We start from the raw sequence: 19,440 nt of genomic DNA on the forward strand, positions 1-19,440 counted from the left end.
GGCCCGCTTGCCGGGCCGCGTCCCTTACTTGTTCTCCTTGACCTCTTCGAACTCAGCGTCGACCACGTCGTCGGCAGCGTCCTTCGGCTCTTCCGCGCCCGGCTGAGCGGCGCCCTGCGGCTGCTCGGCATACATCTTCTGCGCCAGCGGCGTGGTGGCTTCGGACAGTGCGTTCATCTTGGCCTCGATGGCGGTCTTGTCGTCCCCCTTCACGGCCACTTCCAGCTCGCCGATGGCCTTCTCGATGGCCGCCTTCTCGTCGGCAGTGGCCTTGTCGCCCGCTTCGGTGAGCATCTTGCGGGTGGCATGCACCAGCTGATCGCCCTGGTTGCGCGCGGTGGCCAGCTCCTCGAACTTGCGGTCTTCCTCGGCGTTGGCCTCGGCATCACGCACCATCTGCTGGATCTCTTCCTCGGACAGACCGGAGTTGGCCTTGATCACGATGGACTGCTGCTTGCCGGTGGCCTTGTCCTTGGCGGACACGTGCAGGATGCCGTTGGCGTCGATATCGAAGGTCACCTCGATCTGCGGCACGCCACGCGGAGCCGGCGGAATCTCGGCCAGGTCGAACTTGCCGAGGGACTTGTTCTGCGCAGCCTGCTTACGCTCGCCCTGCAGCACGTGAATGGTCACGGCGCTCTGGTTGTCGTCGGCAGTGGAGAACACCTGCGACTTCTTGGTCGGGATGGTGGTGTTCTTTTCGATCAGTGCGGTCATCACGCCGCCCATGGTTTCGATACCCAGGGTCAGCGGGGAGACGTCCAGCAGCAGCACGTCCTTGACGTCACCAGCCAGTACCGCGCCCTGAATGGCAGCGCCCATGGCCACGGCTTCGTCCGGGTTGACGTCCTTGCGCGGCTCCTTGCCAAAGAACTCGGCAACGGTCTTCTGCACCAGCGGCATACGGGTCTGGCCGCCGACCAGGATCACGTCGTCGATCTTGCTGACGTCGATACCGGCGTCCTTCAGCGCGATACGGCACGGCTCGATGGTGCGCTGCACCAGGTCCTCGACCAGCGACTCGAGCTTGGAACGGGAGATCTTCACGTTCAGGTGCTTCGGACCGGTGGCGTCTGCAGTGATGTACGGCAGGTTGACGTCGGTCTGCTGGCTCGAGGATAGCTCGATCTTGGCCTTCTCGGCAGCTTCCTTCAGGCGCTGCATGGCCAGCGGGTCGCCCTTGAGGTTCATGCCGGTTTCTTTCTTGAATTCGTCGACGAGGTAATCGATCAGGCGAATGTCGAAGTCTTCACCACCGAGGAAGGTGTCACCGTTGGTGGCCAGCACTTCGAACTGGTGCTCGCCGTCGACTTCGGCGATCTCGATCACCGACACGTCGAAGGTACCGCCACCCAGGTCGTAGACGATCACGGTGTGGTCGCCCTTGGCCTTGTCCATGCCATAGGCCAGCGCCGCCGCGGTCGGCTCGTTGATGATGCGCTTGACGTCGAGACCGGCGATGCGACCGGCATCCTTGGTGGCCTGACGCTGGCTGTCGTTGAAGTAGGCCGGCACGGTGATCACCGCTTCGGTCACCGGCTCGCCCAGGTAGTCCTCGGCGGTCTTCTTCATCTTCTTCAGCACTTCGGCGCTGATCTGCGGTGGCGCCATCTTCTGGCCGTTCACTTCGACCCAGGCGTCGTTGTTGTCCGCCTTGACGATCTTGTACGGCACCATCTGGATGTCTTTCTGCACGACGTCTTCGTCGAAACGACGACCGATCAGACGCTTAACCGCGTACAGGGTGTTGTGCGGGTTGGTGACGGCCTGACGCTTGGCCGACTGACCAACCAGGATTTCGCCATCGTTGGCGTAAGCGATGATGGACGGCGTGGTGCGAGCGCCTTCGGCGTTCTCCAGCACCTTGACGTTGCCGTTTTCCAGAATGGAGACGCAGGAGTTGGTGGTCCCCAGGTCGATACCGATGATTTTGCCCATGAAAATTCTCCCGAAACTTTGATTTTTCCGGCGCCTCGTTTCTCAGGCGCCGGCAGCACTAAAACGCTTGACTGAAAAATGGGGTCGCCCCCGAAAATTTCAAGCCTGCTCGTCGATGGACGGCGGCGGCGTGGTCGGCGCCTTGCTGACCACGACCATGGCCGGGCGCAGCAGACGACCGTTGAGCAGATAACCCTTCTGGAACACCTTGAGCACCGAGTTCGGCTCGACGTGGGTGCTTTCTTCCATCGCCATGGCCTGATGGTGCTCCGGGTTGAACGGCTCGCCATGCGGCTCGACCGCCTCGAGCTGATGACGCGCCAGGGTGTCGATGAACAGCTTGAGGGTCAGTTGCATGCCCTCGCGCACGCCCTTGATCGCCTCGTCGTCCGGGCTCGACAGCTCCAGGCCGCGCTCCAGGCTATCGACGACCGGCAGCAGATCGTTGGCGAACTTCTCCAGTGCGAACTTGTGCGCCTTCTCCACATCCTGCTCGGCGCGACGACGTACGTTCTGCAGCTCGGCCGCCATGCGCAGCGACTGATCCTGCGCCGCAGCCAGCTGCTCTTCCAGGGCCTGCACGCGAGCCGCCAGGTCGTCGCTCGGCGCGGCATTCTCGGCCGCCTGCGCTTCGGGGTTCTGCGTATCCAGGTTCTGTTCGTCAGCCATGCCTTCCTCCTCTCGATTGAATCGGCGCGAGTCAAGCCCGCGCACCTGCCGCCTATATGGAGCCAATTCCACAGCTTTCAAGGGGCGATAGCGAGGATTGCCAGGAAAAGAAAAAACACTGTATAAATAACCAGACATCAATTCGGGAGCGTTCGCCATGCTGGTGCACCTGTCCATTCACAACTACGCCATCGTCGACCACCTCGACCTCGAACTGGACGGCGGCATGAGCGCCATCAGCGGCGAGACCGGCGCGGGCAAGTCGATCATGCTCGACGCCCTCGGTCTGTGCCTGGGCGATCGCGCCGACAGCGGCGTGGTACGCCCCGGTGCAGACAAGGCGGACATTCTCGCCAGCTTCGACCTGGCGGACATCCCCGAAGCGCGTGCCTGGCTCGCCGAGCGCGACCTGGACAGCGACGGCCCGTGCATCCTGCGCCGGGTGATCACCGCCGAAGGCCGCTCGCGCGGCTATATCAATGGCAGCCCCTGCCCGCAGGCCGACCTCAAGGCCCTCGGCGAGCTGATCATCGATATCCACAGCCAGCACGAACACCAATCGCTGCTCAAGACCGACACCCACCGCCGCCTGCTCGACGAGTACGCCGGCAGCCAGGAACTGGCGCGCCAGGTGCAGCTGGCCGCACAGCGCTGGAAACAGACGCGCAACGAGCTGGAGCGCATCTCGAGCCAGGGCGACGAGCAGCGCGCCCGTCATCAGTTGCTCAGCTACCAGCTCGAAGAACTGGAGAACCTTGCTCTCGGCGAAAACGAACTGGAACAGCTGGAACAGGAGCACAAGGCCCTGAGCAATGCCGAGGCACTACTCGGCGCCTGCCGCCAGGTGCTGGAGCTGTGCAGCGAGAGCGATGCCGGCAACGTGCTGTCGGCACTCACCGCCAGCCTCAACCGCCTCGGCGCTTTCGGCGGCCAGGGCGGCGCGCTGGCGGAAGCGAGCAACCTGCTGGCCAGCGCACAGATCCAGGTCGAGGAAGCCGTGGGCGAACTGAACCGCTTCGTCGATCACTTCGATGCGGACCCGCAGCGCCAGCAATTTCTCGAAGAACGCCTGGACAGCATCTACACCCTGGCGCGCAAGCACCGCATCCAGCCCGGCGAACTGGCCGCCCTGCAGCAGCAGCTGTTCGAGGAGCTGGAAAACCTCAACGCCGACGACCAGGCCGGCGAACGCCTGAGCGAAGAACTGGCCGCCTATGAACGTCATTATCAGGAAAAGGCCGCCGAGCTCAGCGCCCTGCGCAGCAGTGCCGCCGAGCGCCTGGCCGCCGCCGTGGAGCAGGAAATGCAGGCGCTGGGCATGCCGGGCGGGCGTTTCAGCATCCAGCTGCAGGCAATCAACAGCGAAGAGCCGCATGCCAATGGCCTGGAGGCCGTGGAGTTCCTGGTCAGCGCCAACCCCGGTCAGCCGCTGCGCGGCCTGGCCAAGGTCGCCTCGGGTGGCGAGCTGTCACGCATCAGCCTGGCGATTCAGGTGATCACCGCGCAGACCTCGCGCGTGCCGACCCTGGTATTCGACGAGGTGGACGTCGGCATTGGCGGCCCCACCGCCGAAGTGGTCGGCCAGCTGCTGCGCCGCCTGGGCGAACGCGGCCAAGTGCTGTGCGTCACCCACCTGCCGCAGGTCGCCGCGCAGGGCCATCAGCATCTGTTCGTGCACAAGCGCCGCGGCGTCGACGCCACTTCCACTGCCGTGAGCAAGCTGGATGAGACCGGCCGCGTCGAGGAGATCGCACGCATGCTCGGCGGCGTCGACCTGACCGAAGAATCCCTGGCGCATGCCCGCAAGATGGTCACCAACGCCCAGGCGGCCTGAAACGACGCAGCCGGCCGCAATCCGCAAGCCCCGGCTTGCAGCCGGGCGAGGCCAAAGCAAAAAAGGCGACCCTAGGGTCGCCTTTCTCATTGCCGCAGAAGCATCAGCTCTTCTTGCGCACGTACAGCACCAGGTTGTGATCGACCAGCTCGAAACCGTGCTCCTTGACGATTTCCTTCTGGCGCTTCTCGATCTCGGCGTCGAAGAACTCGATCACTTCGCCGGAATCGACACAGACCATGTGATCGTGGTGGCCACTGTCGGCCAGTTCGAACACCGCATGGCCGCCATCGAAGTTGTGACGCACCACCAGACCAGCAGCCTCGAACTGGGTCAACACGCGGTACACGGTCGCCAGACCGACGTCTTCACCGGCTTCCATCAGTGCCTTGTAGACGTCTTCCGCACTCATGTGGCGGTGCTCGGCGTTGTCCAGCATCTGCAGGATTTTGACCCGTGGCAAGGTCACCTTCAGTCCAGCTTTGCGCAGTTCGTTATTTTCAACCATGGTCTGCTTTCTCATGGATGCTGCTTCGCAGCATCCTTCAATACGGGTATGATCCGGGGTTCAAGTTGCCCAAGATAGTGGAAGTCACCCTCCGATGCAAAAAACCAAGCTCTTGCTGACCAGCCTGTCGCTGACCGGGCTCTTCGCACTCGCCGGTTGTTCATTCCCCGGGGTTTACAAGATCGACATTCAACAGGGCAATGTCGTGACACAGGACATGATAGACCAGCTGCGCCCGGGAATGACCCGACGCCAAGTGCGGTTTATCATGGGCAACCCGCTGATCACCGACACCTTCCACGCCGACCGCTGGGACTACCTATACAGCATGCAACCCGGCGGCACCCAGCGCCTGCAGGAACGCGTCAGCCTGGTGTTCGACGGCAACGATCAACTGGTCGGCCTGGCCGGCGACTTCATGCCCGGCGTCAGCCGCGATCAGGCCATCATGGGCGAAGGCAGCGACACCAGCAGCGCGCAGCCGCAAGCCAGACCGCAGAGCGAAACGCCGCCGGCGCCCGGCTCGTTGCTGGAGCAGATCCAGCGCGAAGTGGACCAGGTGGAAACCGTTCCGGTCCCCACGCCAGAGCCGCTGGACACCGATCCGCAGTAACACGCGGACACGAAAAAGCCCGGAATCTTCCGGGCTTTTTTGCATCTGGCGATCGCTCCAGTAGAGACGACAACCCCATCAGGCCGGCTCTTCGCCCTCTTCCCTGGCTTTGGCCTTGGCTGCACGCTGCTTGCGCACCTCCTTGGGATCCGCGATCAAGGGTCGGTAGATCTCGACCCGCTCGCCCTCCTCGAGCACCCGCTCCTCGGGCTTGGCGACCGCCTTGCCGAAGATGCCCAAGGGCGCGTGATGCAGGTCCAGTTCGGGAAAGAACTGCTGCATGCCCGAACGCAGCGCCGCCTCGCGCACCGTGGTGCCAACCGGTACGGAAAGGCGCAGCAGCTTCTGCCTGTCGGCCAGGGCGTAGACCACCTCTATGGCGATGTTGGGATTATCCATGCAGTTGCTTGGCTCGCTGGCAGAAGGCATCGACCATGGTGTTGGCTGCCTGATTGAACAGGGGGCCGAGCGTGGCGCGCACCAGCGGCCCGGCGTAGTCGAAGGTCAGGTCCAGGCTGATCTTGCAGGCCTTGTCGCCCAGCGCCTTGAACTCCCAGACGCCATGCAGGCGGGTGAAAGGTCCCTCCTGCAGGTTCATCTCGATGCGCTCGCCGGGCTGCAGCGCATTGCGCGTGACGAAGCGCTGGCTGAGCCCGCCCTTGGCCACCTCGAGGCTGGCCAGCATATGGCTCTCGCTCACTTCCAGAACCTGACTGCTGCTGCACCAGGGCAGGAACTCGGGGTAACGGGCCACGTCGTTGACGAGATCAAACAGCGCCTGCGCCGGATAGGGCAACAACGCCGAACGCTGGATTCGAGTGGTCATTACTTGCTCAGCTCCGCGATGAACACGATCAGCACGCCGATAGGCGCCACGACGCGAATCAGCCAGAGGGCCAGATTGAACAGCAGCGGGCTTCTGATCGCCAGCTCTTCGCGCACCGCGTCGCGGCTCAGCACCCAACCGGCGAACAGCGCGAAGGACAGGCCACCCAGTGGCAGCAGAATGCGGCTGGTGAGGTAGTCGATGCTGTCGAAGAAGGTCTTGCCGCCCTCGGCGCCCCACTGCAACAGGTGGAAACCATCATCGGCGAAGACGAAGAACTTGGCCTCGGCCCACAGATTGAACGACAGCACCGTCCCCATGCCCAGCAGCCAGCACACCAGCGCCAGCGCGGCAGTTACCTTGGCCCGGCTGCGCCCGGTCTTCTCGACGAAGTAGGCCACGGCCGGCTCCAGCATGGAGATCGACGAGCTCCAGGCGGCTACGGCCACCAGCACGAAGAAGATCAGCCCCATGACCTGACCGAAGGCGATATTGCCGAACGCGATCGGCAGGGTGACGAACATCAGCCCCGGACCACCGCCCGGCTCAAGCCCCGCGGCGAAGACGATGGGGAACAGGGCCAGCCCCGCGGTCAGCGCCACCAGGGTATCGAGCAGGCCAACAGTGAGCACGGTGGCGCCGATCGAGGCCTTCTTCGGCATGTAGGCGCCGTAGACCATGATCGAGCCGACGCCGACGCTCAGGGTGAAGAAGGCATGACCCATGGCGGCGAGAATGCCGTCCTGAACCTTGCTCGGATCGAAATGGAAGAGGAAATCGAAGCCTTCGCGGAAATGCCCGGTGGTGAAGCTGTAGCCCAGCAGTACCAGCAGCAGCACGAACAGCAGCGGCATCATGATGCGCAGGCTGCGCTCCAGACCGGCCACTACACCCTTGGCGATGACGAAGGCAGTGACCAGCATGAACAGGCTGTGCCACAGGGTCAGTCGCCAAGGATCGGAGGTCAGCCCGCCGAACGCCGCGCCGGCACCATCGCCACTGATGCCGGTGAAATCGCCGCGCCCCATACCGAGGATGTAATCGAGCGACCAGCCCGCCACCACGCTGTAGAAGGACAGGATCAACAGCGCCGCGACCATGCCGATCAGCGCCGCCAGCGACCAGTGCCTGGACGCCCCGGCCTCGGCCGCCAGGCTCTTCATCGCGTTGACCGGGCTCTGCCGGCCGCGACGACCGATCAGGGTTTCCGCCAGCATGATCGGCACGCCGACCAGCGCGATGCAGAACAGATACATGACCACGAACGCACCACCGCCGTAGACGCCGGTCATGTAGGGAAACTTCCAGATATTGCCCAGGCCGACCGCCGAGCCGGTGGCCGCCAGAATGAACACCCAGCGGCTGGCCCAGGCACCATGAATCGAAACTTTGTCGCTCGCCATTGCGGCCCACACCCCATACTGCGGGAAAAAAGATCGCGCATTGTCGGAGATTAGCGACATGGGCTCAAGTTTGGCGCGGTAAAGCCCCATGGCGCAGGCGCGGGCGACTCCCTATAATGCGCGCCCTATGGCTAAGCAAAAGAAACATCCTCAAGGCACCATCGCGCTGAACAAGAAGGCGCTGCACGATTACTTCGTCGAACAGAAGTTCGAGGCGGGCGTCGCCCTGGCCGGCTGGGAAGTCAAGAGCCTGCGCGCCGGCAAGGCGCAGCTGGTGGACAGCTACGTGCTGCTCAAGGACGACGAGGCCTGGCTGATGGGCGCGCATATCACGCCGCTGAAAACCGCCAGCACCCACGTCATCGCCGACCCCATCCGCACCCGCAAGCTGCTGCTGCACAAACGCGAGCTGGACAAGCTGTTCGGCGCCGTACAGCAGAAGGGCTACACCTGCGTGGCCCTGTCACTGTACTGGAAGCAGCACCTGGTGAAATGCGAGATCGCCCTGGCCAAGGGCAAGAAGGACTTCGACAAGCGTCACGTCGAGAAGGAACGCGACGCCAACCGCGAAGTCCAGCGCGCCATGCGCAGCAAGGGCAAGGACGACTGAGCGCAGCGGCCAGCCTCAGCTGCGAACCTTGGGAAAAGGCCGAGACGAAGGACGGAGCGGTGCGCACGGCGCACCCTACGGCCAGGCCGCTGCCTCCCGTAGGGTGCGCCATGCGCACCAATCTCCCTTCGCATCACAATCGGATTAACACAACGCAGGCCAGCAGCGGTGCGCACGGCGCACCCTACGGCCCGGCCGCCGCTTCCCGTAGGGTGCGCCATGCGCACCAATATTCCTTCGCTCACAACCGGATTAGCACAACAAAGACCAGCAGCGGTGCGCGCGGCGCACCCTACAGCCCGACCGCTGCTTCCCGTAGGGTGCGCCATGCGCACCAATCTCCCTTCGCGTCACAACCGGCTTAGCGCAACGCAGGCCAGCAGCGGTGCGCACTGCGTACCTAGGGTCTGACCGCTCCGCGCCGCTGCGCCCGCTCCACCCGCCGCGCCTCCAGCTGCACTTCCGAGAGCACTTCCTGCACGTAGTCGATGTGCTGGTTGGACAGGTCCCGCGCGTCTTCGGCGCGACCTTCGACAATCGCTTCGTAGAGCGCGCGGTGCTGGCTGATCAGCATGTCGCGCGTTTCCTCGCGCTGGGCGTACATGCCGCCGATGTTGGTCACCACGTTGCGCTTGAGCAGATCGAACAGGCCGCGGATGGTGTGCAGCAGCACGGCGTTGTGGCTGGCCTCGGCGATCGCCAGATGGAAACGCGCATCGGCGGCGCCCTCCTCGGCCCGCGTCACCTTGCCCGCCCGGGCATAGCAATCCTGCAGGGCCTCGAAGGCTTCGGTCAGGCGCTGCCGATCGATGTCCGTGGCACGCCGCGCTGCGTAGTAGGCGCACGAACCTTCCAGGGTGTGACGGAACTCGAGCAGGTCGCGCTGGGCATCTTCCTTGTTCTCCAGCAGCTGCAGCAGTGGATCACTGAAGGTCGAGCCGAGGGCTTCGGCGACGTAGTTGCCGCCGCCCTGGCGGCTCACCAGCAGCCCCTTGGCCACCAGCTTCTGGATCGCCTCGCGCAGCGAAGGGCGTGAAACCCCGAACTGTTCGGCCAGGGCACGTTCGGCGGGCAGCCTCTCGCCGGCACGCAGCGTGCCTTCGAGAATCATGGTTTCCAGTTGCGCGACGATATCGTCCGACAAGCGGCGCTGCCGCACCAACCCTACTTCCATCCCGAACTTCTCCATTGGTTTGACCAGACGTAAAGCCTTGTGCCGCCAGCCTATAGCGCTGGTCAGCGGCGGACAAGACGGCATTCTACGACGAAAGTCTTAGCGCGACGATTTGACAGGGCATTGAGCGACTTTTAACCTGAGCCCGCACCTTTGTAAATTGGTATTACCAATTAACCCACTTCAAGAACAAGAACGACGTCGAGGTCATGCCATGACACCCCATAGCGTTGTACGTCTGCCGGATACCGCATTCTCCCTCGCGCGCCGTGTGCGCCTCGCCACGGAGTAGCCCCAATGTCCAACGGAATTCTCGCCCTGCTGGCGTTCTCTCCCATCCTGCTGGCAGCCGTGTTGCTGATCGGTCTGCGCTGGCCGGCCAAGCGCGCCATGCCGCTGGTGTACCTGGTCACCGCCGCCGTCGGTCTGTTCGCCTGGGACATGACCCTCAACCGCGTGCTGGCCTCGACCCTGCAGGGCCTGCTGATCACCCTGGGTCTGCTGTGGATCATCTTCGGCGCCATCCTGCTGCTCAACACCCTCAAGCACTCCGGCGGCATCACCGCGATCCGCGCCGGCTTCACCACCATCAGCCCTGACCGCCGCATCCAGGCGATCATCATCGCCTGGCTGTTCGGCTGCTTCATCGAGGGCGCCTCGGGCTTCGGCACGCCAGCGGCCATCGCCGCACCGCTGCTGGTAGCCATCGGCTTCCCGGCCATGGCCGCCGTGCTGATGGGCATGCTGGTGCAGAGCACGCCGGTGTCCTTCGGCGCGGTCGGCACGCCGATCATCGTCGGCATCAACACCGGTCTGGACACCGCCACCATCGGCGCACACCTGGTGGAACAGGGTTCGTCCTGGGCGCAGTTCCTGCAGCTGATCACCAGCCAGGTGGCGATCATCCACGCCACTGTCGGCGTGGTCATGCCGCTGGTGATGGCGATGATGCTGACGCGTTTCTTCGGTCAGGAGAAAAGCTGGAAAGCCTGTCTGGAAGTGCTGCCGTTCGCCCTCTTCGCCGGCCTGGCCTTCGTCCTGCCCTACGCCGCCACCGGCGTGTTCCTCGGCCCGGAATTCCCCTCGCTGCTGGGCGGTCTGATCGGCCTGGCCATCGTCACCAGCGCCGCCCGCTTCGGCTTCCTGGTACCGAAGAAGACCTGGGACTTCGCCCCGGCCGACAAGTGGCCGAGCGAGTGGCTGGGCACCGTCGAGATGAAGCTGGACGAGCTGACCGCCAAGCCGATGAGTGCCCTGCGCGCCTGGCTGCCCTATGTGCTGGTCGGCGCCCTGCTGGTGATCAGCCGTGTGTTCCCGGAAGTGGGCAACGCGCTCAAGGCGGTGGTGGTGAACTTCCCCGACCTGCTTGGCGAAACCGGCATCAGCGCCAACTTCCAACCGCTCTACCTGCCGGGTGGCATTCTGGTCGCCGTGGTTCTGGCCACCTTCTTCCTGCACGGCATGAAGGTGCGTGAGCTGAGCAAGGCGGTGAAGGAATCGTCCAGCGTGCTGCTCAGCGCCGGCTTCGTGCTGCTGTTCACCGTGCCGATGGTGCGCATCCTGATCAACTCCGGTGTCAACGGCGCCGAGCTGGCCAGCATGCCGATCCTGATGGCGCGCTGGGTGGCCGACAGCGTCGGCGGCATCTATCCGCTGCTGGCACCGAGCATCGGCGCCCTGGGCGCCTTTATCGCCGGCTCCAACACGGTGAGCAACATGATGTTCAGCCAGTTCCAGTTCGGCGTGGCCAGCAGCCTGGGTATCTCCGGCGCGCTGATCGTCGCCGTGCAGGCCATCGGCGCCGCAGCCGGCAACATGGTGGCGATCCACAACGTGGTCGCCGCGTCGGCCACCGTCGGCCTGCTCGGTCGCGAAGGCAGCACATTGCGCAAGACCATCTGGCCGACGCTGTACTACGTGCTGTTCACCGGCAGCATCGCGATGCTGGCGATCTACGTGCTGGGGGTCAGCGATCCGCTGGTAGCCGGCTGATCGAATAGCCCCAAGCGCCTTGAAACGCCCCGGCCATGCCGGGGCTACTGCCGTCAGGCTACGCTTCCCCTTTTCAGCAACAGGATGAGCTCATGATCATTTCTGCCTCCACCGACTATCGCGCCGCCGCCGAGCGCAAGCTGCCGCCCTTCCTGTTCCACTACGCCGATGGCGGTGCCTATGCCGAGCACACCCTGCGCCGCAACGTCGCCGACCTGTCGAACATCGAACTGCGCCAGCGCGTGCTGAAGAACATGTCCGAGCTGGATCTGTCCACCGAGCTGTTCGGCGAGAAGATGTCCATGCCGGTGGGCCTGGCGCCCGTGGGCCTGACCGGCATGTACGCCCGCCGTGGCGAGGTGCAGGCGGCCAAGGCGGCAGCGGCCAAGGGCATTCCCTTCACCCTGTCCACGGTATCGGTGTGCCCGATCGAGGAAGTGGCGCCGGCCATCGACCGGCCAATGTGGTTCCAACTCTATGTGCTGAAGGACCGCGGCTTCATGAGGAACGCCCTGGAGCGCGCCAAGGCCGCCGGCTGCTCGACCCTGGTGTTCACCGTGGACATGCCCGTGCCGGGTGCGCGCTACCGCGATGCCCATTCGGGCATGAGCGGTCCGAACGGGCCGCTGCGCCGCGTGCTGCAGGCCATGACCCACCCGCAGTGGGCCTGGGATGTCGGGGTGATGGGCAAGCCGCACGATCTGGGCAATATCTCCGCCTACCGCGGCAATCCCACCGGCCTGGCCGACTACATCGGCTGGCTGGGCGCCAACTTCGACCCGTCGATCTCCTGGAAGGATCTGGAGTGGATCCGCGACTTCTGGGACGGCCCGATGGTGATCAAGGGCATCCTCGACCCCGAAGACGCCCGCGACGCGGTGACCTTCGGCGCCGACGGCATCATCGTTTCCAACCACGGCGGCCGTCAGCTCGACGGCGTGCTGTCCAGCGCCCGCGCCCTGCCGGCCATCGCCGATGCGGTCAAGGGCGAGCTGAAGATCCTTGCCGACTCCGGCATCCGTACCGGCCTGGACGTGGTGCGCATGCTCGCCCTCGGTGCCGACACCGTGCTGCTCGGCCGCGCCTTCATCTACGCGCTGGCGGTCGCCGGTCAGGCCGGTGTGAGCAACCTGCTGGACCTGATCGAGAAGGAAATGCGCGTGGCCATGGTGCTGACCGGCGCCAAGTCCATCGCCGAGATCACCTCGGACCTGCTGGTAAAGGAGCGTTGAGCCGATGACCGCTGCAGTCGCCACCACCGTATCCCGAGACACCCTGCTGGCGCAGATGCGCCAGATCGTCGGCGACAGCCATGTGCTGATCGACGAGCAGGCCACGCGGCGTTTTCGCAAGGGCCACCGCACCGGTGAGGGCAATGTCCTGGCGGTGGTGCGCCCCGGCTCGCTGCTGGAGCAGTGGCGCGTCCTGCAGGCGGCGGTGGCGGCCGACCGTATCGTCATCATGCAGGCGGCCAATACCGGCCTGACCGGTGGCTCCACCCCCGATGGCGATGACTACGACCGCGAGATCGTGCTGATCAGCACCCTGCGCATCACCGGCGTGCAACTGATCAACGATGGCCAGCAGGTGGTCTGCCTGCCCGGCGCCACCCTGGATCGCCTGGAGCAGGCCCTGGCGCCGCTGAACCGCGAGCCGCACTCGGTGATCGGCTCGTCCTGCATCGGCGCCTCGGTGCTCGGCGGCATCTGCAACAACTCCGGCGGCGCCCTGGTGCGCCGCGGCCCGGCCTACACCGAACTGGCGCTGTACGCGCAGGTGAAGGATGACGGCTCGCTGGAGCTGGTCAACCACCTGGGGATCGACCTGGGCGACAGCCCCGAGGAAATCCTCACCCGCCTGCAGAACGGCGACTACACGGCGCAGCAGGTGCGCAACGAAGAACACGCCAAGGCTTCCGACGCGCGCTACGGCGAGCACGTGCGCGATGTCGATGCCGACACCCCGGCGCGTTTCAACGCCGACCCGTCGCGTCTGTTCGAAGCCTCCGGCTCGGCCGGCAAGCTGTGCCTGTTCGCCGTGCGCCTGGATACCTTCCCGAAGGAGCCGAGCACGGTGTTCTACATCGGCAGCAACGACCCGCACGACCTTACCGAAGTGCGCCGCCACCTGCTGGCCAAGCTGCCGCGCCTGCCCATTGCCGGCGAGTACATCCACCGCACCGCCTTCGACATCGGCGAAAAATACGGCAAGGACACCTTCCTGGTGATCGACAAATTCGGCACCGCCAGGGTACCGGCCGCCTTCGCCATGAAGAGCCGGGTCGACGGCTTCTTCGAGCGCTTCGGCCTGCGCGGGGTGACCGACCGGGTGATCCAGGCGCTGATGAACCTGCTGCCCAGCCACCTGCCGGCGCGCATGCGCGAGTACCGTGAGCGCTTCGAGCATCACCTGCTGGTGCGGGTGTCCAACGACACCCTGGAGCAGACCCGCGCCTTCCTCATCAAGTACTTCACCGGCAGCGCCAGCGGCGCCTACTTCGAGTGCGACGCCGAGGAAGGGCGCAAGGCCTTCCTGCACCGCTTCGCCATCGCCGGCGCCGCGATCCGCTACCGTGAGGCACACCGCAGCAGCGTCGAGGACATCCTCGCCCTGGACATCGCCCTGCGCCGCAACGACCGCGATTGGGTCGAGACGCTGCCGCAGGAAATGGAAGAGCAGATCATCCACAAGCTCTACTACGGGCACTTCTTCTGCCACGTGTTCCACCAGGACTACATCGTCAGGAAGGGCATCGACCCGATCGAGATGGAGCACCGCATGTGGAAGTTGCTGGATGCACGCCGCGCCGAGTACCCGGCCGAGCACAACGTCGGCCACCTGTACGTGGCCAAGCCGGCGCTGGCCGGTTTCTACCGCGAACTGGACCCGACCAACACCTTCAACCCCGGCATCGGCCATACCTCGAAGAAGAAGCATTGGGGTGGTTGCTGCTGAGGGCTACGGTTTTGTCTCCCCTCTCCCGCTTGCGGGGCGTAAGCACCGTAGCCCGGATGCAATCCGGGAACACCTGACGCCGACTCCCCGGATTTCATCCGGGCTACAAAAGCAAAGGCCCGCCGATTTGGCGGGACTTTGTGTTGACGCGGCAAGCGATCAGGCGAAGACGATCTCCTCGCCGTCCACCTTGGCATGCACCACCGCGCCCGGGGCGAAGTCGCCGGCGAGAATCTGCTGCGCCAGCGGGTTCTCGATCCAGCGCTGGATCGCGCGCTTGAGCGGGCGCGCGCCGTACACCGGGTCGTAACCGACGGCGATCAGCTTGTCCAGCGCCTCCGGCGTCAGCTCCAGGCTCAGCTCGCGCTCGGCCAGGCGACCACGCAGACGTTTGAGCTGGATCTCGGCGATGCCGGCGATCTGCTCGCGGCCCAGCGGCTCGAACACCACCACCTCGTCGATACGGTTGATGAACTCGGGACGGAAGTGGCTGCTCACCGCGTCCATCACCGCCGCGCGCTGCGCTTCCTTGTCGCCGACCAGCTCCTGGATCTGCGCCGAGCCGAGGTTGGAAGTCATCACGATCACGGTGTTCTTGAAATCCACGGTGCGGCCATGGCTGTCGGTCAGGCGACCGTCTTCCAGCACCTGCAGCAGCACGTTGAACACATCCGGGTGGGCCTTCTCCACCTCGTCCATCAGCACCACCGAGTAGGGTTTGCGGCGCACCGCCTCGGTCAGGTAACCGCCCTCTTCGTAGCCGACATAGCCGGGCGGCGCACCGATCAGACGCGCGACGCTGTGCTTCTCCATGAACTCGGACATGTCGATGCGCACCAGCGCTTCCTCGGTGTCGAAGAGGAACTCGGCCAGCGCCTTGCACAGCTCGGTCTTGCCCACCCCGGTCGGGCCGAGGAAGAGGAACGAGCCGCTCGGCCGGTTCGGATCAGCCAATCCGGCACGGGAGCGGCGCACGGCGTTGGCCACGGCCACCACCGCTTCGTCCTGGCCGATCACCCGCTGGTGCAGCAGGCCTTCCATCTTCAAGAGTTTCTCGCGCTCGCCTTCGAGCATCTTGCTTACCGGAATGCCGGTCCACTTGGACACGACCTCGGCGATCTCCTCGTCGGTGACCTTGTTGCGCAGCAGCTGGTTCTCGCTCTTGCCGTGCTGGTCGACCATCTGCAGGCTGCGCTCCAGATCCGGGATCACCCCGTACTGCAGCTCGGCCATGCGGTTGAGGTCGCCCTTGCGCCGCGCGGCTTCCAGCTCGGTCTTGGCCTGTTCGATGCGTTGCTGAATCTGCGCCGAACCCTGAACCTCGGCCTTCTCCGACTTCCAGATTTCCTCCAGGTCGGCGTATTCCTTCTCCAGCTTGGCGATGTCTTCTTCCAGCTTGACCAGGCGCTTCTTGGTCGCCTCGTCGTCTTCCTTCTTCAGTGCCTCGCGTTCGATCTTCAGCTGGATCAGGCGGCGATCCAGGCGGTCCAGCTCCTCCGGCTTGGAGTCGATCTCCATGCGGATGCGGCTGGCGGCCTCGTCGATCAGGTCGATGGCCTTGTCCGGCAGCTGGCGGTCGGTGATGTAGCGATGGCTGAGCTTGGCCGCGGCGATGATCGCACCGTCGGTGATGGTCACGCCGTGGTGCACCTCGTAGCGCTCCTTGAGGCCGCGCAGGATGGCGATGGTGTCCTCCTCGCTCGGCTCGTCCACCAGCACTTTCTGGAAGCGGCGCTCCAGCGCGGCATCCTTCTCGATGAACTGGCGGTACTCGTCCAGCGTGGTGGCGCCGACGCAGTGCAGCTCGCCACGGGCCAGAGCCGGCTTGAGCATGTTGCCGGCATCCATGGCGCCCTCGGCCTTGCCGGCGCCGACCATGGTGTGCAGCTCGTCGATGAACAGGATGATGCGCCCTTCCTGCTTGCTGAGCTCGTTCAGCACGGCCTTCAGGCGCTCCTCGAACTCGCCGCGGAACTTGGCGCCGGCGATCAGCGAGCCCATGTCCAGCGACAGCAGGCGCTTGTCCTTGAGGCCATCGGGCACTTCACCGTTGATGATGCGCTGGGCCAGGCCTTCGGCGATGGCGGTCTTGCCCACACCGGGTTCGCCGATCAGTACCGGGTTGTTCTTGGTGCGGCGCTGCAGCACCTGGATGGTGCGGCGGATCTCGTCGTCACGACCGATCACCGGGTCGAGCTTGCCCTCCTCGGCGCGCTTGGTCAGGTCGACGGTGTACTTGTCCAGCGCCTGGCGCGACTCCTCGACGTTGGGATCATTCACCGCCTGGCCGCCGCGCAGGTTGGCGATGGCATTTTCCAGGGCCTTCTTCGACACGCCCTGGCCCAGCAGAAGCTTGCCCAGCTTGGTGTTCTCGTCCATGGCGGCGAGCAGCACCAGCTCGCTGGAAATGAACTGGTCGCCCTTCTGCTGTGACAGGCGGTCGGCCTGGTTGAGCAGGCGCGCCAGATCCTGCGACAGGTTGATGTCGCCGGTGGGGTTCTGCAGCTTGCCGAGCTGATCCAGCTCGCGGGTCAGAGCTTGACGCAGACTATTGATGTCGAAGCCCACCTGCATCAGCAGCGGCTTGATCGAGCCGCCCTGCTGCTCCAGCAGCGCCTGCATCAGGTGCAGCGGTTCGATGGCGGCGTGGTCCATGCCCACGGCCAGGGATTGGGCGTCGGAGAGTGCAAGCTGCAGCTTGCTGGTCAAACGATCGATACGCATAAATGTCCTTCCTCCAGAATGGCGGGCCGGGACAACATCCCCGAAAAACGAAACCCGCCGAGATGAAGACTAGATAAGGACGATTACGCCGTATTCAAGACGAGGCCATTTGATCCAGGTCAAACCTGCTTACAGCCAGGTGACCTGCTGCTCCAGCGGAAAACGCAGGCGCGGGTTGTACACGCCCTTCTCGCCCTGCCGCCCGACGGCCAGCAGCATGATGGGGATGGCCTGGCGCGGAATGTCCAGCACGCGGCGCAGGCGCACCTCATCGAAGCCTTCCATCGGACAGGTGGCATAGCCATGACTCTGGAAGGCCAGCATCAGATTCTGCGCCGCCAGCGCGGTGGACTTCACCGCCCACAGGCGCATGTCGGCCTTGCTGTTGGGCTTGCGCATCAGCGGCTTGCGCAGCCCCACCAGGCGCACCAGCTGCCGCTTGAACAGCCCCAGCAGCCCCAGCGGCCCCTGGTTGTACTGGAACGGCGCGGTCTTGCTGTAGAAGCGGCGGATGCGCGCCGGCACCTCGGCTTCCGGCCAGTAATCGATGACGTTGCGACAGGCCTGGCGCCAGGTGTCGGGCCGCGCCAGCACGGCGATGATCAGGGGCGCCCGTGCGGCGTTCTGGCTCATGCACACCGGGTGCAGCTGCGCCAGCAGCGCCGCATCGCGGATCACCTGAAAGCTCCAGGGCTGCAGGTTGCAGGAGTTCGGCGCCAGCACGGCCAGCTCCAGGCAATCGCGAATCACCGCGTCCGGCACCGGTTCGGGGGTGAAACGGCGCACCGCGCGGCGGCTTTCGATCAGCGCGCGCAGTTCGGCCGGTGAAGCCATGGCGGGAAGTGGCTCGTTGGAAAAACTGGTCATGGGCGCAGTCCTCGGCAAGTCGTCCGATTAAGCAAGCGGACGACCGGGCGAACAAGGCCGCGTGAGGAAATGGCCGAGAGATTGGCCGATCAGTCGCGCTTGCAGCCCTCGGCCCCTAGCGCGAAGGCGCTACAGACCCAGCGCCTTCTCGATGGCCTGGATCAGCGCCGGATCGTCCGGCGTGGTGCGCGGCGAGAAGCGCGCCAGCACGCGCCCGTCCTGGCCGACCAGGAACTTCTCGAAATTCCAGGTGATGTCGCCGGGAAACTCGGCGCCCTCACCGGCCAGCAGGCGATACAGCGGGTGGCGAGCGGGGCCGTTGACCTCCAGCTTGCTGCCCAGTGGGAAGGTCACGCCGTAATTGAGGCTGCAGAATTCGCGAATCTCGTCCTCGCTGCCTGGCTCCTGCCCGGCGAACTGGTTGCAGGGCACACCGAGCACGGTGAAACCGTTGCCCTTGTACTGCTGGTAGAGCTTCTCCAGCCCGGCGTACTGAGGCGTCAGGCCGCATTTGGAGGCGACGTTGACCACCAGCACCACCTGGCCCTTGTAGGGTGCCAGCGGCAGTTCCTGGCCATCCAGGGCACGGAGATTGAGATCGTGAAAGGCACTCATGACGAACTTCCTCAGCGAATTCAGTGCAGCGGGCGTGGGCCCTGAAAACCATCGAAGCGGCTGCCGACAGGCACGCCGGCATACAAGAAAAAGGCGCCATGAGGCGCCTTTATCGCGAGCTTTGAGCTTAGCAGCGGTTGCTCCGCAGTGAACGACCGCAAGTCGCCTGAGCGACTCAGTGGTGATGGCCGCCTTCACCGTGGATGTGACCGTGGGCCACTTCCTCTTCGCTGGCGTCACGCACGTTCACCACCTTGACCTTGAAGTTCAGGCGCTGACCGGCCAGCGGGTGGTTGCCGTCGACGGTCACATCGTCGCCGTCGATATCGCGGATGGTGACGATCTGCATGCTACCGTCCGGGCCGGAGGCATGGAACTGCATGCCGACTTCCAGGGTGTCGACGCCTTCGAACATGGCGCGGCTCAGGGTGGCAACCAGCTCGGCGCTGTACTCGCCGTAGGCTTCTTCCGGCTCGACGGCCACTTCGACCTCGTCACCGGCCTTCTTGCCGACCAGGGCCTTTTCCAGGCCGACGATGATGTTGCCCGCACCATGCAGATAGACCAGCGGTGCGCCGCCAGCCGAGCTGTCGATCACCTCACCGGCATCGTTGGTCAGGGTATAGTCGATGGAGACGGCCTTGTTGGCGGCGATCAGCATGGGGAGACCTTTTGCGAAAGATAAATGAACGAACAAGTCTAACCAAGGCCG

Annotated in this window: 17 protein-coding genes; 6 read left to right on the forward strand and 11 right to left on the reverse strand. The window is 64.7% G+C overall.

Annotated elements, in window-relative coordinates; genetic code table 11:
* Positions 1–24 precede the first annotated feature (24 nt).
* Both dnaK and grpE read right to left on the reverse strand, forming a co-directional pair.
* On the reverse strand, positions 25–1,938 hold the full coding sequence (gene dnaK, locus L1F06_RS20215; protein ID WP_129482929.1) for a molecular chaperone DnaK: 1,914 nt from the start codon (positions 1,936–1,938) through the stop codon (positions 25–27).
* Between the two features lie 99 nt (positions 1,939–2,037).
* Positions 2,038–2,607 carry a nucleotide exchange factor GrpE gene (gene grpE / locus L1F06_RS20220; RefSeq protein ID WP_003240535.1) on the reverse strand — a complete coding sequence of 190 codons (570 nt, stop codon included), beginning with the start codon at positions 2,605–2,607 and terminating at the stop codon, positions 2,038–2,040.
* Positions 2,608–2,764: 157 nt separating this feature from the next.
* Between grpE and recN the strand changes: the two genes are divergently transcribed.
* The gene (gene recN / locus L1F06_RS20225) at positions 2,765–4,441 is read left to right on the forward strand and encodes a DNA repair protein RecN (RefSeq protein WP_129482930.1); all 1,677 of its coding nucleotides are present in this window, start codon (positions 2,765–2,767) and stop codon (positions 4,439–4,441) included.
* 103 nt (positions 4,442–4,544) lie between these two features.
* On the opposite strand, the gene fur is transcribed toward recN, so the two are convergent.
* Entirely contained in the window at positions 4,545–4,949 is a 405-nt protein-coding gene (gene fur / locus L1F06_RS20230; RefSeq protein ID WP_003240531.1) for a ferric iron uptake transcriptional regulator, read from the reverse strand.
* A 94-nt stretch (positions 4,950–5,043) separates the two neighbouring features.
* Here fur and L1F06_RS20235 point away from each other — a divergent pair, with 94 nt between their 5' ends.
* Complete coding sequence (locus tag L1F06_RS20235; protein WP_003240528.1) at positions 5,044–5,562, forward strand: outer membrane protein assembly factor BamE; 519 nt, start codon at positions 5,044–5,046, stop codon at positions 5,560–5,562.
* Between the two features lie 78 nt (positions 5,563–5,640).
* Here the strand turns inward: L1F06_RS20235 and L1F06_RS20240 are convergent, their stop codons facing one another.
* From L1F06_RS20240 to L1F06_RS20250, 3 genes are read right to left on the reverse strand one after another with little or no spacing between them, the layout of a single operon-like run.
* Entirely contained in the window at positions 5,641–5,961 is a 321-nt protein-coding gene (locus tag L1F06_RS20240; protein ID WP_096825650.1) for an RnfH family protein, read from the reverse strand.
* Positions 5,954–6,388, reverse strand: a complete 435-nt coding sequence (locus tag L1F06_RS20245; protein ID WP_003240525.1) for a type II toxin-antitoxin system RatA family toxin — start codon at positions 6,386–6,388, stop codon at positions 5,954–5,956. The genes L1F06_RS20240 and L1F06_RS20245 overlap by 8 nt, the downstream gene beginning before the upstream one ends.
* The gene (locus tag L1F06_RS20250) at positions 6,388–7,791 is read right to left on the reverse strand and encodes a sodium-dependent transporter (protein ID WP_096825649.1); all 1,404 of its coding nucleotides are present in this window, start codon (positions 7,789–7,791) and stop codon (positions 6,388–6,390) included. The genes L1F06_RS20245 and L1F06_RS20250 overlap by 1 nt, the downstream gene beginning before the upstream one ends.
* Before the next feature lie 127 nt (positions 7,792–7,918).
* On the opposite strand from L1F06_RS20250, the gene smpB reads away from it, so the two are divergent.
* The gene (gene smpB, locus L1F06_RS20255) at positions 7,919–8,401 is read left to right on the forward strand and encodes an SsrA-binding protein SmpB (RefSeq protein ID WP_003240522.1); all 483 of its coding nucleotides are present in this window, start codon (positions 7,919–7,921) and stop codon (positions 8,399–8,401) included.
* A 400-nt stretch (positions 8,402–8,801) separates the two neighbouring features.
* On the opposite strand, the gene L1F06_RS20260 is transcribed toward smpB, so the two are convergent.
* A complete protein-coding gene (locus tag L1F06_RS20260) occupies positions 8,802–9,575 on the reverse strand; it encodes an FCD domain-containing protein (protein ID WP_003240520.1) in 774 nt (257 codons plus the stop codon).
* Between the two features lie 297 nt (positions 9,576–9,872).
* Between L1F06_RS20260 and L1F06_RS20265 the strand changes: the two genes are divergently transcribed.
* The 3 genes from L1F06_RS20265 to dld all read left to right on the forward strand — a co-directional run bounded on the left by L1F06_RS20265 (position 9,873) and on the right by dld (position 14,522).
* The gene (locus L1F06_RS20265) at positions 9,873–11,567 is read left to right on the forward strand and encodes an L-lactate permease (RefSeq protein WP_129482931.1); all 1,695 of its coding nucleotides are present in this window, start codon (positions 9,873–9,875) and stop codon (positions 11,565–11,567) included.
* Between the two features lie 92 nt (positions 11,568–11,659).
* Positions 11,660–12,799: an FMN-dependent L-lactate dehydrogenase LldD gene (gene lldD / locus L1F06_RS20270; RefSeq protein ID WP_003240516.1), complete on the forward strand. Its 1,140-nt coding sequence runs from the start codon at positions 11,660–11,662 to the stop codon at positions 12,797–12,799.
* A 4-nt stretch (positions 12,800–12,803) separates the two neighbouring features.
* Entirely contained in the window at positions 12,804–14,522 is a 1,719-nt protein-coding gene (gene dld / locus L1F06_RS20275) for a D-lactate dehydrogenase (protein ID WP_129482932.1), read from the forward strand.
* A 159-nt stretch (positions 14,523–14,681) separates the two neighbouring features.
* Here dld and clpB read toward each other — a convergent pair whose 3' ends face one another.
* The 4 genes from clpB to L1F06_RS20295 form a co-directional block, all read right to left on the reverse strand.
* Complete coding sequence (clpB, locus tag L1F06_RS20280) at positions 14,682–17,246, reverse strand: ATP-dependent chaperone ClpB (protein WP_129482933.1); 2,565 nt, start codon at positions 17,244–17,246, stop codon at positions 14,682–14,684.
* A gap of 129 nt (positions 17,247–17,375) precedes the next feature.
* Positions 17,376–18,113, reverse strand: coding sequence for a nitroreductase family protein (locus L1F06_RS20285; protein WP_129482934.1), 738 nt, complete (start codon positions 18,111–18,113; stop codon positions 17,376–17,378).
* A 129-nt stretch (positions 18,114–18,242) separates the two neighbouring features.
* The gene (locus tag L1F06_RS20290; protein WP_003240508.1) at positions 18,243–18,728 is read right to left on the reverse strand and encodes a glutathione peroxidase; all 486 of its coding nucleotides are present in this window, start codon (positions 18,726–18,728) and stop codon (positions 18,243–18,245) included.
* A gap of 175 nt (positions 18,729–18,903) precedes the next feature.
* Positions 18,904–19,389 carry an FKBP-type peptidyl-prolyl cis-trans isomerase gene (locus L1F06_RS20295; protein WP_003240505.1) on the reverse strand — a complete coding sequence of 162 codons (486 nt, stop codon included), beginning with the start codon at positions 19,387–19,389 and terminating at the stop codon, positions 18,904–18,906.
* Positions 19,390–19,440 lie beyond the last annotated feature (51 nt).

Origin of the sequence: Pseudomonas hydrolytica (assembly GCF_021495345.1) — a bacterium.
Taxonomy (GTDB): Bacteria; Pseudomonadota; Gammaproteobacteria; order Pseudomonadales; family Pseudomonadaceae; genus Aquipseudomonas; species Aquipseudomonas hydrolytica.